16 protein-coding genes are annotated in these 15,296 nt (G+C 59.0%); 5 read left to right on the top strand and 11 right to left on the bottom strand.

All coding sequences use genetic code 11. The annotated features are described in order from the left end of the window. Positions 1–25: 25 nt before the first annotated feature. The 3 genes from ACVBAU_RS10350 to gluQRS all read left to right on the top strand — a co-directional run bounded on the left by ACVBAU_RS10350 (position 26) and on the right by gluQRS (position 3,303). Positions 26–811 carry an enoyl-CoA hydratase gene (locus ACVBAU_RS10350; RefSeq protein ID WP_448326182.1) on the top strand — a complete coding sequence of 262 codons (786 nt, stop codon included), beginning with the start codon at positions 26–28 and terminating at the stop codon, positions 809–811. A gap of 306 nt (positions 812–1,117) precedes the next feature. Then, positions 1,118–2,470 (top strand): methylenetetrahydrofolate--tRNA-(uracil(54)-C(5))-methyltransferase (FADH(2)-oxidizing) TrmFO, encoded by a 1,353-nt coding sequence (gene trmFO / locus ACVBAU_RS10345; protein WP_448326180.1) that lies wholly within the window; start codon positions 1,118–1,120, stop codon positions 2,468–2,470. Further along, complete coding sequence (gene gluQRS / locus ACVBAU_RS10340; RefSeq protein ID WP_448326178.1) at positions 2,467–3,303, top strand: tRNA glutamyl-Q(34) synthetase GluQRS; 837 nt, start codon at positions 2,467–2,469, stop codon at positions 3,301–3,303. The genes trmFO and gluQRS overlap by 4 nt, the downstream gene beginning before the upstream one ends. Before the next feature lie 3 nt (positions 3,304–3,306). On the opposite strand, the gene hisI is transcribed toward gluQRS, so the two are convergent. Beyond that, complete coding sequence (gene hisI, locus ACVBAU_RS10335; protein WP_335744010.1) at positions 3,307–3,672, bottom strand: phosphoribosyl-AMP cyclohydrolase; 366 nt, start codon at positions 3,670–3,672, stop codon at positions 3,307–3,309. A 75-nt stretch (positions 3,673–3,747) separates the two neighbouring features. Between hisI and ACVBAU_RS10330 the strand changes: the two genes are divergently transcribed. Beyond that, a complete protein-coding gene (locus ACVBAU_RS10330; protein WP_335744009.1) occupies positions 3,748–4,203 on the top strand; it encodes an iron-sulfur cluster assembly scaffold protein in 456 nt (151 codons plus the stop codon). 270 nt (positions 4,204–4,473) lie between these two features. On the opposite strand, the gene ACVBAU_RS10325 is transcribed toward ACVBAU_RS10330, so the two are convergent. From ACVBAU_RS10325 to sciP, 5 genes are all read right to left on the bottom strand, one after another. After that, positions 4,474–4,602, bottom strand: coding sequence for a hypothetical protein (locus ACVBAU_RS10325; protein ID WP_302664656.1), 129 nt, complete (start codon positions 4,600–4,602; stop codon positions 4,474–4,476). A 98-nt stretch (positions 4,603–4,700) separates the two neighbouring features. Beyond that, a complete protein-coding gene (gene recG, locus ACVBAU_RS10320) occupies positions 4,701–6,791 on the bottom strand; it encodes an ATP-dependent DNA helicase RecG (RefSeq protein ID WP_448326175.1) in 2,091 nt (696 codons plus the stop codon). Beyond that, a complete protein-coding gene (gene ligA / locus ACVBAU_RS10315; RefSeq protein WP_448326173.1) occupies positions 6,788–8,908 on the bottom strand; it encodes an NAD-dependent DNA ligase LigA in 2,121 nt (706 codons plus the stop codon). The genes recG and ligA overlap by 4 nt, the downstream gene beginning before the upstream one ends. Positions 8,909–8,993: 85 nt before the next feature. Next, positions 8,994–9,713 carry a response regulator transcription factor CtrA gene (gene ctrA, locus ACVBAU_RS10310; RefSeq protein ID WP_335744005.1) on the bottom strand — a complete coding sequence of 240 codons (720 nt, stop codon included), beginning with the start codon at positions 9,711–9,713 and terminating at the stop codon, positions 8,994–8,996. 96 nt (positions 9,714–9,809) lie between these two features. Beyond that, a complete protein-coding gene (gene sciP, locus ACVBAU_RS10305) occupies positions 9,810–10,094 on the bottom strand; it encodes a CtrA inhibitor SciP (RefSeq protein WP_138923357.1) in 285 nt (94 codons plus the stop codon). Positions 10,095–10,242: 148 nt separating this feature from the next. Between sciP and mnmA the strand changes: the two genes are divergently transcribed. Continuing rightward, positions 10,243–11,385, top strand: a complete 1,143-nt coding sequence (gene mnmA, locus ACVBAU_RS10300; protein ID WP_448326170.1) for a tRNA 2-thiouridine(34) synthase MnmA — start codon at positions 10,243–10,245, stop codon at positions 11,383–11,385. Positions 11,386–11,495: 110 nt separating this feature from the next. Here mnmA and lpxB read toward each other — a convergent pair whose 3' ends face one another. The 5 genes from lpxB to ACVBAU_RS10275 all read right to left on the bottom strand — a co-directional run bounded on the left by lpxB (position 11,496) and on the right by ACVBAU_RS10275 (position 15,295). Further along, positions 11,496–12,647 carry a lipid-A-disaccharide synthase gene (lpxB, locus tag ACVBAU_RS10295; RefSeq protein ID WP_448326168.1) on the bottom strand — a complete coding sequence of 384 codons (1,152 nt, stop codon included), beginning with the start codon at positions 12,645–12,647 and terminating at the stop codon, positions 11,496–11,498. Then, on the bottom strand, positions 12,644–13,435 hold the full coding sequence (locus ACVBAU_RS10290) for an LpxI family protein (RefSeq protein ID WP_448326166.1): 792 nt from the start codon (positions 13,433–13,435) through the stop codon (positions 12,644–12,646). Before ACVBAU_RS10290 ends, lpxB begins: the two co-directional genes overlap by 4 nt. After that, positions 13,435–14,217 carry an acyl-ACP--UDP-N-acetylglucosamine O-acyltransferase gene (lpxA, locus tag ACVBAU_RS10285; protein ID WP_138923361.1) on the bottom strand — a complete coding sequence of 261 codons (783 nt, stop codon included), beginning with the start codon at positions 14,215–14,217 and terminating at the stop codon, positions 13,435–13,437. The genes ACVBAU_RS10290 and lpxA overlap by 1 nt, the downstream gene beginning before the upstream one ends. Next, positions 14,217–14,675 carry a 3-hydroxyacyl-ACP dehydratase FabZ gene (gene fabZ / locus ACVBAU_RS10280; protein ID WP_138923362.1) on the bottom strand — a complete coding sequence of 153 codons (459 nt, stop codon included), beginning with the start codon at positions 14,673–14,675 and terminating at the stop codon, positions 14,217–14,219. Before fabZ ends, lpxA begins: the two co-directional genes overlap by 1 nt. Positions 14,676–14,743: 68 nt before the next feature. After that, the gene (locus ACVBAU_RS10275) at positions 14,744–15,295 is read right to left on the bottom strand and encodes an OmpH family outer membrane protein (RefSeq protein ID WP_448326163.1); all 552 of its coding nucleotides are present in this window, start codon (positions 15,293–15,295) and stop codon (positions 14,744–14,746) included. Between the last annotated feature and the right edge of the window lies 1 nt (position 15,296).

Genomic DNA, 15,296 nt, shown 5'->3' with positions numbered 1-15,296 from the left:
CTGGTAAAAGCGGGAGGGGTGCAAGATGACAATCGTTGAAATGGAATGTGACGGTGCGGTAGCACGGTTAACGATGAACGCGCCGGCACGGCTGAATGCGCTGTCAGACGAAATGCTGGCCGCGTTGCAATCGCGCCTGGACGAGATCGCGCATCGCCCCGATATAAGGGTTGTCATCCTCGCCGGCGCGGGCAAGGCATTTTGCGCCGGTCATGACCTCAAGCAGATGACGGCATTGCGCGCGACGCGCGATAACGGGGCCGCGGGGTTCAAGGATCTGTTCGACCGATGCGCCCGCCTCATGGCGCGCATCCAGTCCCTGCCCCAGCCCGTGATCGCTCAGGTCCACGGTATCGCAACCGCCGCAGGATGCCAGCTGGTGGCGACCTGTGATATGGCCGTCGCGGCCGACGACACGCGTTTTGGCGTCAACGGGGTGAACATCGGCCTTTTCTGTTCGACCCCGATGGTCGCGCTAAGCCGCAATATCCCGCGCAAGCAAGCGTTCGAAATGCTGACAACGGGCGCGTTTGTCGACGCTACCCGTGCCCGCGAGCTTGGGTTGATCAACCGCGTCGTTGCGCCGGACCAGCTCAGGGCCGAGACCTCTGCCCTTGCTCGGCAGATCGCGGACAAATTGGGCACGGCCGTTAAGATCGGGAAACAGGCGTTTTATGCGCAGCTCGCCCTGCCGGTTGCGCAGGCCTACGTCTATACCGGCGACGTCATGGTGGAGAACATGCTTAATCCTGATACCGCCGAAGGCATCGCTGCGTTTCTGGAGAAACGCGCGCCGGACTGGGATCAGTAGGACAGAAACAGACTGTTTCCAAAGCCCCGCAGAATGCTCACATTTTCGTGCTTTCAATTCAGGCGCTTTTGTGGCACAAATAAGACAAGGCATCTGCCTTGATGATTTTGGGTCGCCGATGGTGGAAGGTCCCTCCAGGTCAGCCTCTCACTGACCGACCGTTCCCGCAGCGGCGACCCCAAAAATCCCCCCTCTTTGATATGCGATGAATTCAGGTGGCTGTGTCGACCGCGGCCTGAGCCATGTTTTACCTCGCAGACACCACTGGCTATTGCGCCGCGCCAGCCCCTGCCCTACATCGCAGGCATGACACATACACTCCATATCATCGGCGGCGGCATGGCCGGATCAGAGGCCGCTTGGCAGGCTGCAAACGCAGGCATTCAGGTTGTGCTGCATGAAATGAGGCCAAAGGTTGGCACATTTGCGCATCAAACGGGACTATTGGGAGAGATGGTTTGCTCCAACTCCTTCCGTTCCGATGACGATGAACAGAACGCTGTGGGCCTGCTTCATTGGGAAATGCGGGCTGCGAACGGGTTGATCATGGCCACAGCGGAAAAGCACCGCCTGCCTGCGGGTGGCGCCTTGGCGGTGGACCGCGATCCTTTTGCGCAATCGGTGACAGATGCGCTGATGGCGCACCCCAATATTTCTGTCGAATATGGAGAGATCACCGACCTGCCCCGCGACGGCCACTGGATTATTGCGACCGGCCCGCTGACCTCGGGTGATCTGGCGCAATCTATTGCAGCCCAAACCGGTGCCGAGGCGCTGGCCTTTTTCGACGCCATCGCGCCGATTATCTATCACGACAGCATCGACATGAGCAAAGCGTGGATGCAGTCGCGCTATGACAAGGGCGAAACCGAGGAGGAGCGCACTGCTTACCTCAATTGCCCGATGACCAAGGACCAATACGAGGCGTTCATCGACGCGCTCTTGGCCGCCGATAAAACCGAATTCAAAGAAGGCGAAACCGCGGGCTACTTTGACGGCTGTCTCCCGATCGAGGTGATGGCAGAACGGGGTCGCGAAACCCTGCGATTTGGTCCGATGAAGCCCGTAGGCCTGACCAACCCCCATGATCCCGACACCAAAGCCTACGCCGTGGTGCAGCTGCGCCGCGATAACAAGCTGGGAACATTGTATAATATCGTCGGCTTTCAAACCAAGATGAAATTCGGGGCCCAGACAGAGGTGCTGCGGATGATTCCGGGGCTGGAAAATGCTTCCTTCGCCCGCCTTGGGGGCATTCACCGGAATACTTTCCTCAATTCGCCCACCCTGCTGGATGATCAGATGCGCCTGCGCAGCCAGCCGAATGTGCGTTTTGCGGGCCAGATCACCGGCGTCGAAGGGTATGTTGAAAGTGCCGCAATGGGATTGCTTGCGGGACGTCTTGCGGTGGCTGAAATCAACGGCGAGGCAGCAACGCCGCCCCCTCCGACGACGGCGACAGGCGCATTGATCACCCACATCACCGGGGGTGCGGATGCAAAAACCTTCCAGCCGATGAACGTCAACTTCGGTCTGTTCCCACCGGTAGAGGGCTTGAAAGCGGGACGCCGCGGGCGCAAGGATCGCTATAAGGCTTATACTGATCGCGCCAAAGTCGACTGGCAGGACTGGCTGGACAGCAGCGCCCCCACCGCATGAGCTTTTGCACCCGGTTTGCGCCATCGCCCACCGGGCCGCTGCATCTGGGGCACGCCTATTCTGCGCTGGTAGCTCACGATATGGCGCGCGCACAGGGAGGTAGATTTCTCCTCCGGTTCGAGGACACGGATCTGGAGCGGTCAAAGCCGGAGTATGTGGCGCAAGCGCTGGACGATCTGGCGTGGCTTGGCATCACGTGGGATGCGCCTCCCTTAATGCAATCAGAGAATTTTTATTTTTACAATCAAAGTGTTGAGGCACTTACTTCACGTGGCCTGACATACCCATGCAGGTGCAGTCGCAAGGATATCGCCGCCGCATTAGCAGCCCCGCAAGAAGGCGCGCCGCATACGGTTTATCCCCAAACCTGCAAAGCGCGTAGCATGGCGGAGCGTGATGCCGGCGATGCCGTCCGCCTTCATATGGACCGAGCGCTGGACCAGGCTTCGGCTGGGCTGGGTTTCATCGAAGACGGGCCCCTGCACTGCGGCGTACATCCCATTGATCCGGTAACACTTTTGGATGAAATCGGCGATATTGTCATTGGCCGCAAGGATATCCAGACCGCAGCGTATTTCCTCGCCTCGGCCGTTGATGACATCCGCCAGAACATCACCCACGTGGTCCGCGGCGTTGATCTTTTTGAATTCACGCAGGTTCAGATTTTGCTGTTGGATTTGCTGGGTCACACCCCGCCGCGCTATCACCACCACGATCTTATTCGTGATGATGATGGCAAGAGACTGGCAAAACGTGACGATGCGCGCGCGATCTCTGTATATCGGAAAGACGGCGCGTCACCGGATGATATTCGTTTTCTGATAGGGCTCTAGAGGCTATTTATCATCCATCACATCAAGCGTGATGCGTTCAATGCCGTCTTCGACAACCGTATAAAAACAGGTTCGCCGCCCTGTGTGACACGCCGCGCCGGTCTGGTTCACCTTGACCAGCAAACAGTCGCGGTCGCAATCGATGCGCAGTTCAACCAGCTCTTGCACATGGCCGCTGGTGTCACCCTTGATCCAGAACGACTGGCGTGACCTGCTCCAGTATGTGACGCGCCCGGTATCCAGCGTCTGGCTTACGGCCTGTGCATTCATCCAGGCCATCATCAATACCTCGCCCGAAACCGCATCCTGGGCGATTGCGGGGATCAGCCCTGCTTCGTTGTATTTCAAGGTGCTGGTGTCAAAGTCCATGGCCAAGCCTTCAGTTTATTTTTGCATCATCCGCGTGGAAGCTTATGTAGGGATTAACGGCGGAAAGGAACAGCCATGAGTGACGACACAGACCTGATCAAGCTCTATTCAGCGCGGATATTGGGGCTTGCGGCTGATATCCCGCATGTGGGCCGCCTGGACAAACCAGACGCCAGTGTGACACGCCGTTCGCCCCTTTGCGGATCAACAGTGACCGTCGACGTGGTGGTCAAAGACGGAGAGCTGGCCGAAATGGGACAGGACGTCAAAGCCTGCGCGCTTGGACAAGCCTCTGCCGCTGTGGCTGGGGCTGCGGCAGTTGGCGCTTCCCTCGCGCAGATCCAAACGGCGCGTGACCAGCTGAAGGCGATGCTAAAGGGCAAAGGCCCTGTGCCAGACGCGCCCTTTGACGGGTTCGAGGTACTGACCCCCGCTGTCGCTTATAAAAACCGTCACGCGTCGATCCTGCTTACGATTGAAGCGTTGGCCGAAGCGATGGAACAGACCCAAACGGTCGCGCAGAACGGATAAGCTGTACGGTAGGGACACCGGCCACGTCGTTGCAGCGCTGTTGATGCGCCTTGATCGTTCATTTGCCACTACATGACTGCCAAAAAAAACGCCGCACATCCCGATAGGATGGCGGCGTAAGGATGCGATGACCGTGAAGGCTCGTTTTGATCCGCGTCAGAGGGGACAACTCTGGCACAGGGACGAAGATATTGCGGACTTCGCCAACGCATAAAGTTTGGGACAGATGCGCGGGCTAGATCAAAACGACACGGGGTACGCAGGCAGAAGTCAAACGAAGGCGGGAAGGTGCAGGCCGACCATGAGGATAACAACCAAGGCAGCTGCCCCTGCGGCGTCTTGCAACAGCGTGTCTTTCGACCGTTTAGCAATGGCTTTGACTGTAAGGATCGTGGTCATGTGCGTTCTCCCGTTTTCGTTGCCTATTTGTTCTCATTTTCACGCCTCTGTGTAAAGAACTTTATGAGAACAAAAGAGAACAAAATAGGATTTTCGCGTTAACCCACTGATATTAAACGTATCGCTTCATCCTGCCGCATCAGCCACAAAAGCAGACGTGCCGCCGTACCGCGCGGGGTCGTCAATTCAGGGTCCACCGCGAGCAGCGCCCGTGCATCTGATTGGGCCACCTGCATCAGAGCGGCCTGTTTCTCTAGGTCTGCGACCCTGAACCGTGGCACGCCCGATTGCGCCGTCCCGATCAGATCGCCGGTGCCGCGCATCTTCAGATCGGTTTCAGCGATCACAAACCCGTCCTCACTTTCACGCAGAACCTCGAGCCGCTGACGGCCGGTTTCGCTGAGCGGGGCCTGATACATCAGCAAACAGGTAGAGGCCGCCTGCCCGCGTCCCACACGCCCGCGCAACTGGTGTAGCTGTGCCAGACCAAAGCTTTCGGCGCGTTCAATCACGATGATGCTTGCGCTTGGCACGTCGACGCCAACCTCGATCACTGTTGTGGCGACCAGCAGCTTGGTCTCGCCCTTCTGAAAGGCGCGCATCGCGGCATCTTTGTCCGCAGGGGGCATTTGCCCGTGGACCAAACCAACAACGCCCTCGCCCAAGGCCGCGCGCAGGTGCTTGAATCGCGCCTCGGCAGCGATCAAATCGCTGACCTCGCTCTCTTCGACCAGCGGACACACCCAATAGCACTGTCGCCCCTCGCTTATCGCCGCGCGCAGGCGGGTGACGACCTCTTCCATGCGGTCGGTCGCGATCAGTGCTGTGCGGATTGGTTTCCGGCCGGGCGGCTTTTCGTCCAGCACAGAGACATCCATATCGCCGTATTGCGCCAGAGCCAGCGACCGCGGAATCGGCGTGGCTGTCATCACCAAAACATCGACCGCCTGCCCCTTTTTACCAAGCTCAAGCCGCTGGCGCACCCCGAACCGATGCTGTTCATCGACCACTGCCAGCCGCAGATCACCAAAGGCGACGTCCGCTTGAAACACCGCATGAGTGCCGACCAGGATCTGGATCGCGCCATTTTCCAACGCAGCAAGCTTCGCCCGTCGTTCTGCCCCCTTGTCGCGCCCCGTCAACAGTTCAAGCACGACACCCGCTTGTTCCGCCAGGGGTTGCAGCCCTTCAAGGTGTTGACGTGCAAGGATTTCCGTCGGTGCCATCAGGACACCCTGTCCGCCCGCCTCGACCGCGCGCAAAAGCGCCATGAACGCAACCAACGTCTTGCCCGCCCCCACGTCCCCCTGAAGCAAACGGTTCATCCGCGTACCGCTGGCCATGTCGTTTGTGATCTCGCCAATGGCACGGGTCTGCGCACCGGTCGGCGCATAGGGCAACGCCTTTAGCACGCGCTGCTGAAGCGTGCCGTTGCCAATCGTTTCGCGCCCGGCCTTACGCCGGTCTTTGGCCCGCGCGAGGGCGAGCGTCAGTTGATGGGCCAGCAATTCATCATAGGCCAACCGCGCCCGTGCCGGCGCGGCAGAAGACAGATCGGCCATGTCGCCCGGCGCATGGGCCTGCTGCAGGGCGTCGGCGAAATCGGGCCAGTCTTCTTGTTTTTTCTGATTGGGATCAATCCATTCGCCAACCTCTGGCGCACGCGACAGCGCGGCACGGGTGGCTTTGTACATCAGCTTTTGCGTAATCCCGCTGGTCAGCGGGTACACCGGTTCAAACGTCGGAATATCGTCCGCCTCTGCTTCGGGAACGACGAAATCAGGGTGGACCATCTGGGGGATGCCATCAAAGAGCTCTACCCGTCCCGACACGATACGGCGCGACCCTTCGGGCATCTGCCGCTTCCAGTAATCCCCACGGGCATGGAAAAAAACCAGCTGAAAGGCGGTGGCGCTGTCCTCGACATGAATACGGTAGGCACCGCCTTTATTCGCGGGCGCGCGGTGCGCCCCAACGGTAACAGCGACCGTCACCGTCGTGGGCAGGATCGCATCTTGAACCGAGCCTTGGAGCCGCCGGTCGATGCCGGAATAGGGCAACGTAAACAACAGGTCACGCGGTGCCATCACGCCAAGATGGGCGAAGTTCTGCGCGGTTTTCGGCCCGACCCCCTCAAGCGTTTCCAGCTTGGAAAATAAAGGGAACAGCGCTTCGGGGCGGCCCGTCATGCGTCTGCGATCAGCGCAAGCCAGCCGTCCTCATCCATCGTCTGAACGCCTAGATCAGCGGCCTTTTTCGCTTTGGACCCGGCCCCTGGGCCCGCCACCAGAATATCGGTTTTGGCGCTGACAGAACCTGAGACCTTGGCCCCGAGCCGTTCCGCCCGCGCCTTGGCCTCTGCGCGGGTCATTTTTTCCAGCGTGCCGGTAAAGACGACGATTTTGCCCGCCACAGGCGATCCGTCAGTATCAGGGCGCGCCACATCCTGCACCGAGAGTTCTGCGACCAAACGGTCGATCGATGCGCGCTCGGCCTCTTGGGCGAAAGTGTTGACCAAAGATTGCGCCATCACTTTGCCGACCCCATCGATTCCGATCAGATCGTTCCAAGCGGGCCCGTCACCTGTTTTGGCCTGCTCCATCGCGCGCTCGAACGCTGTCCAGCTGCCGTAATGTTGTGCGATGAGATTAGAGGCCGCTTCCCCCACGTGTCGGATACCAAGCGCAAAGATCACGCGGGACAGCGGAATTTTCCGCTTATCGTCAATGGCTTGGAACAGCTTGTCAGCAGATTTTTCACCCCAGCCGTCGCGGTTTTTCAACTGCTGCATGCCGCTTCCAAAGCGGGACTTCAGCGTGAAAATATCCGCGGGCTCTGCGACCCAGCCGTCGGTATGGAACTGTTCGACCTGTTTCGCGCCCAAGCCGTCAATGTCAAAGGCCCCCCGCGAGACGAAATGTTTCAGCTTTTCAACCGCTTGCGCCGGGCAAATCAGGCCGCCCGTACAACGCCGGACGGCGTCGCCTTCTTCGCGTATGGCGTCACTGCCGCATTCGGGGCAACGTGTGGGGTATACGAAAGGGTCGGCGTCTTCGGGTCGTTTGGATAGGTCCACATCCGCGATCTTGGGGATCACATCGCCTGCGCGGTACACCTGCACCCAATCGCCGATGCGCACGTCTTTACCTTCGCGTATAGTGGCCCCTTTGCTGTCCAGCCCTTTGATGTAATCCTCGTTGTGAAGCGTCGCGTTCGACACGACGACACCTCCCACCGTCACAGGCTGTAATCTGGCCACGGGCGACAGCGCACCAGTGCGCCCGACCTGAATGGTGATATCCTCGAGCCGGGTCCAAGCAAGTTCGGCCGGGAATTTATGCGCAATCGCCCAACGGGGGGTTGTTGATCGAAAGCCAAGCCGATCTTGCAGGGCAAGGTCATTCACTTTGTAGACCACGCCATCGATATCATAGCCTAGCGTCGCACGTCGCTCTTCAATCTTGCGGTAGTGGGCGATCATCGCTTGCGGACCGTCGCACAGGGTGGTCAGGGGGTTGGTGTCAAATCCGAATTCTTTCAGTCGCGCGATCGCCTGATACTGCGTTTCGGCCAGCGGTTCAGACAACGCACCCCATGCATAGGCAAAAAAGGCCAATGGCCGCGCGCGGGTAACTTCAGCATCCAGCTGACGCAAAGACCCTGCGGCAGCGTTGCGTGGGTTGGCGAATACCTTACCGCCATTTGCAGTCTGGCGGGCGTTCAGCGCCTCAAAGTCATCGTGCCGCATATAGACTTCGCCGCGCACCTCAAACAGATCCGGTGCGCCCTCGATCCGTGTCGGGATTGTGCCAATCGTGCGCGCATTCGCGGTGACATTTTCCCCCACCGCACCGTCGCCGCGCGTGGCAGCCTGAACCAGATCGCCCTTCTCATAGCGCAACGACAGCGAGAGCCCGTCAATCTTTGGCTCGGCGGTAAATGCCAATGGCACCCCCGCCGGTAGCCCCAAATACTTACGAATGCGCGCGTTGAAATCGACAACGTCATCATCTTCGAACGCATTCCCCAAGGACAGCATCGCCACGTCATGTCGGAGCTTGCTGAACCCTTCCGCCGGGGCAGCCCCAACCTTGTCGCTGGGGCTGTCGGCGCGTTTCAAAACAGGAAAACGGTCTTCGATCGCCTTATTCCGCAGCTTCAGGCGATCGTATTCCGCGTCCGACAGATCTGGCGCATCCTGCGTGTGATACGCCTTATTCGCACGGCTTAGCAGGTCAGCCAGCCGCGCCAATTCAGCCTTTGCATCCTCCTGAGAGAGATCCTGAAGTGCGGTTTTATCAGTCACGGTTTGCCCCAGCCTACTGTTTCGACTGAGGGCTAGATACGCAGGGAGCCACCCGACGTCTACATTATTTCCCTAGCTTGAGTGGCTAGCCGCCAACCGCCAATCTCTCCGGTTCGGGGAAGCCCATGCTGATCGGATCACGCAGCACATAGCCACGGCCCCAGACCGTCTCGATATAGTTTTCTCCTCCGGTCGCGATGTTCAGCTTTTTTCGCAATTTGCAGATAAAAACATCGATGATTTTCAGCTCCGGCTCGTCCATTCCCCCGTAAAGATGGTTCAGAAACATTTCCTTCGTCAACGTGGACCCTTTGCGCAGACTCAAAAGCTCGAACATTTGATATTCCTTGCCCGTCAGATGGACCGGTTTGCCCTCCACGGTCACCGACTTAGCATCAAGGTTGACTGACACCCGTCCGACATTAATTACTGACTGTGAATGGCCTTTTGACCTACGGATGATCGCGTGAATACGGGCGACAAGCTCTTCGCGGTGGAACGGCTTGGTCAGATAATCATCCGCGCCAAAGCCAAATCCTTTGATCTTGTTTTCCGTATCATCAGAGCCCGAGAGGATCAGAATTGGCGTTTCTATCTTGCTCAGGCGTAATTGCCGCAAGACCTCGTGCCCGTTCATGTCCGGCAGATCCAGGTCAAGCAGGATAAGATCGTAGTCATAAAGTTTTGCCAGATCGATCCCTTCCTCCCCAAGGTCGGTGGTATAGGTGTTGAGATTGGCATGGGTCAGCATCAGCTCGATGCTCTTGGACGTGGTTGGGTCATCTTCAACCAGCAGTATTCGCATGTTCTCACTCCGCTTATATGAATTGGGTGTAATATGCACCGTGACCAAAAAAGTTTAACCACTCGTTAATAGTGCTTAAATTGTTAATCAAGCAACTTAAAGTTGTCTATACTTTTGTAGCGCGGTGGCACGCAAAGCGGTTTCCCCATGATCCGAAACAGCGCGCACCCATTCCACAAATTCATCCCGCCCCACCCCGTATCGCTCTTCTGCATCAGCTTCGGTGATCAACCCATACAGCACGCCGCGCACCACGGCGGCTTTGCGCGATGCCACCCAGCGGCGTGTGTTGCAATCGGGCAGATCAGCGAGGCTAAAGCTGGACCCGTCGGGCAATGTCACAGCCCTGGGACGTTCCACTTTCTTCAGATACACAATCATTCCCTTTCTACCCCTTACCAACACCGGTCACGCGACCGATCATATCGCGTGCAGGCTAGGTCGCGGTGCGTTAACGACTGGTGAAGTCACCCCTTGAGAGTATCGTCAATTTTCCTATATTAAGCCTCAAACCTCCCGGAGTATGACCATGCCGCTTGACCGCACCCCGCCGCTCAATTCTTTGGGCTTTGCAAAAGCCCCTGCCGACACCCGCGTCGTTGTGGCGATGTCTGGCGGCGTCGATAGTTCCGTCGTTGCCGCGATGCTGGCCGAGGAAGGCTATGATGTCGTCGGGGTCACGCTACAGCTTTATGACCACGGTGCCGCACTGGTGCGCAAAGGGGCCTGCTGTGCCGGGATCGACATCCATGATGCGCGGCGCGTCGCAGAAGCCATGGGCTTCCCACATTACGTGCTCGACTATGAAAATGTGTTCAAGGATGCGGTGATCGACGAATTCGCCGACAGCTATCTGGGGGGGGCCACGCCGGTGCCCTGCATTCGCTGCAACGAACGGGTCAAGTTCAAGGATCTGCTGGAAACAGCCAAAGATCTGGACGCCGATTGCATGGCCACGGGCCACTACATCCAACGCAAGATGGGCCCCGACGGGGCCGAGCTTCATTGTGCGGCTGATGCCAACCGGGATCAAAGCTACTTTTTGTTCTCCACCACGCCCGAACAGCTCGACTATTTGCGCTTTCCCCTGGGGCACCTTCCCTCCAAGAACGACACACGAGCGCTTGCCGCGAAATACGGCCTCAGCGTTGCGGACAAACCGGACAGCCAGGATATCTGCTTTGTCCCAAATGGCGATTACGCGTCGGTGATCCGCAAGCTGCGCCCCGAAGCGGCCAATCCCGGTGATATTGTCGATACCGAGGGCAATGTACTTGCCCGGCATGATGGCGTGATTAATTACACCATCGGTCAGCGCCGCGGTCTTGGTATCGGCGGGCTGGCCGATCCGCTTTATGTCGTAAAACTTGACGCCGACAAAGCGCAGGTCATCGTGGGGCCGAAATCGATGTTGGCCACCCGTACCGTCCCTGTAAGAGAGATCAACTGGCTGGGCGAAACCCCGTTAATGTCACAGGCCGAATGGCCTATTGCCGTGCGTGTCCGCTCCACGCGCCCGCCCATTGATGCAATCCTGCGCCCCATCTCCGACACCGAAGCCACGGTAGAGCTGCTCACGCCCGAGGAAGGAATTTCCCCCGGTCAGGCCTGTGTGTTCTACGACCCCGAAAGCACCCGTATTTTCGGCGGCGGCTGGATACACAAGGGCTGAACCCCTTCCAAATGGTTTAAAATCCCGGGGAGTTTGAGGGGCGGAGCCCCTCATTTATGTCGTGAGTTTGAGGGGCAGCGCCCCTCTTTCAACGACAATAAGGTGGATACCTACAAACGCGACAGAACCGCTCGCGCTGCACGCAGGCCAGGTGCGTCGCCGCCCTTTCCAAGGCGCTCCATCGTCAGGGCCATAGCGTCTTTTTGTTCTTCGGGATGGGCAAAGACATGCTCCAAACCGCCGGCGATCTTTTGTGGCGTGCAATCGGGGCCTAAAAATTCTGGCACCACCCGCGTGTCAGAGACGAGGTTCACCAGCGTTACAGTATCAATCAGCGCCATCGCCTTGATCAGACGGAAGCTGAGCCAGTTCATGCGATAGGCGATCACCATGGGCAAAGACGCCGCCGCCAGTTCCAGCGAGACAGTGCCAGAGGCCGCTAACGCGATATCGGCCGCAGCAAAGGCTGCGCGTTTCATCGCTACATTGTCTGCACGCGTCCCTACGCGCGGGTCAAGGACGATGGGGCGCACGGTCCAGTCTTTGGTCTGTGCGATCACCGCTTCGGCGACAGGACCTGCTGCTGGAATGACGACCCGTGCTTCGGGATGCGTTTTGGCAAAGCCCGCGACGGCCTCGCCAAAGACGTCCGACAGCCGCGCCACCTCTGACCGACGCGAGCCCGGCAGCACCAAAAGCAGGGGGGCGTCACCAATCTCATGGGCCTGCCGGAATGCGGCGGCTTCACGATGGGATGCGATTTTTTCTCCGACCACCGGATGACCGACGAAATCACAGGCCATGCCTTCGGCCGCCATCAACGGGGGCTCAAAGGGGAAAAGCGCCAGCACATGATCAATAAACTGTGCCATCTTTTTGGCCCGACCGGGTCGCCATGCCCAGACCGTCGGAGCTACGTAATGCACGGTGCGGATAGTCGACACGGCCTTGACCCGCTTGGCCACGCGGAGCGAGAAATCGGGGCTGTCGATGGTGATCATCACATCGGGCTTGGCGTCCACGACGGCCTGCGCCGTCTCGTTGATCCGAGCCATCAGTGATCTGTACTTGGGCAAAATCTCGGTGATCCCCATGACCGACAGTTCCGACATGTCGAAACGGCTGGCCAGCCCCTCGGCCGCCATATCCGTCCCACCGATCCCTTCGAATGTGATGTCAGGGCGCAGCGACTTCAGTCCCGCCATCAACGCGCCCCCCAGACGGTCGCCCGACGGTTCACCCGCGACGATAAACACCTTCATCCTGCGGTCCTAGCCCATAGCACGAGATTCAATTCACCTGCCAGATCCGCGCAAGCCTCGGGTTCAAGCACGATCACGGCACCGGCTTCGATCACGACCCCTGACAGCCCTGCCTCATGGGCGCGGCGCAGCGTATCGGGGCCGATGGTTGGCATATCAACCAGATGGCTCTGGCCCGGTTTCGGTCCTTTGAACAGGATTGCATCAACGCCACGCGCGCGTGTGGGCAACGTAGACAGCAGGTGATCGGTTCCGCCGATCGCCTCTATGCCCATGATCTGCCCTTGGCCGATGACGCAACATTGGCCAACGTCCATCGGGGCGAGGCAATGCACCAACGCGGCACCGCGGGCTGCGTCGTCGCTCATCTGCGCATCCGGCCGACGCTGGCTGTACACGCCTTCACGCGCCATCAGGTCGGGCACAAGTTCATGTGCGGCCACAACGGCAAAGCCCGCTGTCTCGAAGATATCAACTAAGGCACGCAAAGCACCGTCATCACCAGCGGCAAGCGCCTTTTGGAACACCGGCACCAAAGGCAGCGTCGCGGCATCGAGCTTTGACGGATCGAACGACGGGCGCGCAATCGCGCCACAGAAACAAACCCGCGTGACGCCGCGCGTGCGAAGCTCGACCAGAAGGCTGCCAAGCGTCTCAAGCCGGAACCCAAGATCGGGGACCAGCCCCACCGGCGCTGTCCCCTCGTAGGCGCAAACTAAAGGCGCGTCGGACAGCGTCGACACCACCCGTTGAGGCAGTCCGCCGCCCCCTGCGATCAGCGCCAGCATCAACCCGGCGTCAGAAAATGGCGACCTGTGTCGGCAAGAACGAAGTCGACGATCTCGCGCACGTAATCGCTGCCGGTTTCCTCGCCCAAGCGGCGTGCGCGGTCGTGGAAAGTGCCCTCGCCCTGCGCCAGCATCTGAAACGCCGCCCGCAACGCTGTGATATCCGCGCGGGTGACACCGCGCCGTTTGAGCCCGACAAGGTTCAACCCGTCCAGCACGCCACGCGGCGCTTGCACCAGCCCGTAGGGGATCACGTCATTGGTCACCATCGTCACGGCACCGATAATAGCGCCACGCCCGATGCGCACGAACTGGTGGATACCCGCAAGCCCGCCGATCAGTACGTCGTCTTCAATGATGCAATGCCCTGCCACGGCGGCATTGTTCACCACGATAACCCGATCCCCAAGGATCGCGTCGTGTGCAATGTGACAGCCTGCCATGAACAGCCCGTCGTCGCCGATCTTGGTCAGGCCACCCCCACCTTCGGTCCCGCCGTTCATGGTGACATGCTCACGAATCCGGTTGCGTTTCCCGATCACCAGCCGGCTGGTTTCCCCCTTAAACTTGAGGTCCTGCGGGATCTCGCCGATCACCGCGAACGAAAAGATCACCGTGCCTTCACCAACTTCCGTGTTGCCGGTGACGATGGCGTGGGATTTCACCTCCACGTCGTCCTGCAGCACGACTTGAGACCCGATCACGCAGAACGGACCAACCTTGGCAGAGGCCGCAATCTGCGCGCCCTCTTCGATCACCGCGCTTGGGTGGACATTGCCCATCAGGACAGGTCCATCATCGCTGTAAATTCAACTTCTGCGGCCATCTCACCCTCGACCGACGCGACGCCGCCGAACTTCCAGACCTTGCCACCGGGCTTGCCGCGCAGGGTGGTCAACTCCATCCGTACGACGTCCCCGGGAATGACCTTGCGGCGGAATTTGCACTTGTCGATGGCCATGAAATAAACCTTCATGTCCTTGTCCGCCATTTCGAGCGTGACGCCAACCATCACAGCCGCAGTCTGCGCCATGGCTTCGACGATGGTGACGCCAGGCATGATTGGCATACCGGGAAAATGCCCCTGAAAATGCGGTTCGTTCATCGTGACGTTCTTGATCCCTACGGCGCTTTGCGTGCCTTGGATATCGACCACTTTATCGACCAGCAAAAAGGGATAGCGGTGCGGAATGATCCGTTGGATCATCTGGATATCGGCACTTGGCAGGGTGTCGGTCATTGCATGTCCTGTCTGTTAAAAGCTGTATTGTGGCTACCAATTCTGGCCGCCATGGGCAAGCGGGGGGATCAGTTCTTGCCGCTGCCGACCGACGCGTCCAGCCGTTCGATGGCCTCGTCGGTGATGTCGATGGCGTTGGCGCTGACAAAAACCGATCGACGTTCAAGGATCACAGCAGCCCCTGCTTCGCGCATCATTTGTTCCAGCACCGGTCCCGCCGCGGCCAGAAATACCTGTCGCTCTTTCTCGACCAGCTCATTCAGCGCCCGCCCCTTGGCTGCCTGAGACGCTCGGGTTTTCTGAACTTTTTCGTCAAATGCATCCGCAAGCCCGCTGAAGGCATCGGGAGTGAGCTTGCTACGCTGGTCCGTTAGCTTGCGTTCTTCGGCCTTCAAATCCGCCTCTATCAAGCGATTTTCGGCCGAGATTTCAGCGCTTTGCGTTTCGACGTCATCCGCGACGCGCAGACCGAAGGCGCTTTCGGTGAAGACACGGTCGGAATCAATGGTCAGGATCGGGCTTTGCACCAAGCGGCGCTCGGCCTGTTGCTGTGCAAAAACCGGCACCGCCCCAAGGGGCAGCACCGGCAGGAGGCAGATCAAGAGTGCCCGCAGTTTCATA

This window comes from Sulfitobacter sp. M13 (assembly GCF_053474885.1).
This window is presented reverse-complemented; position numbering and strand designations above follow the sequence as displayed.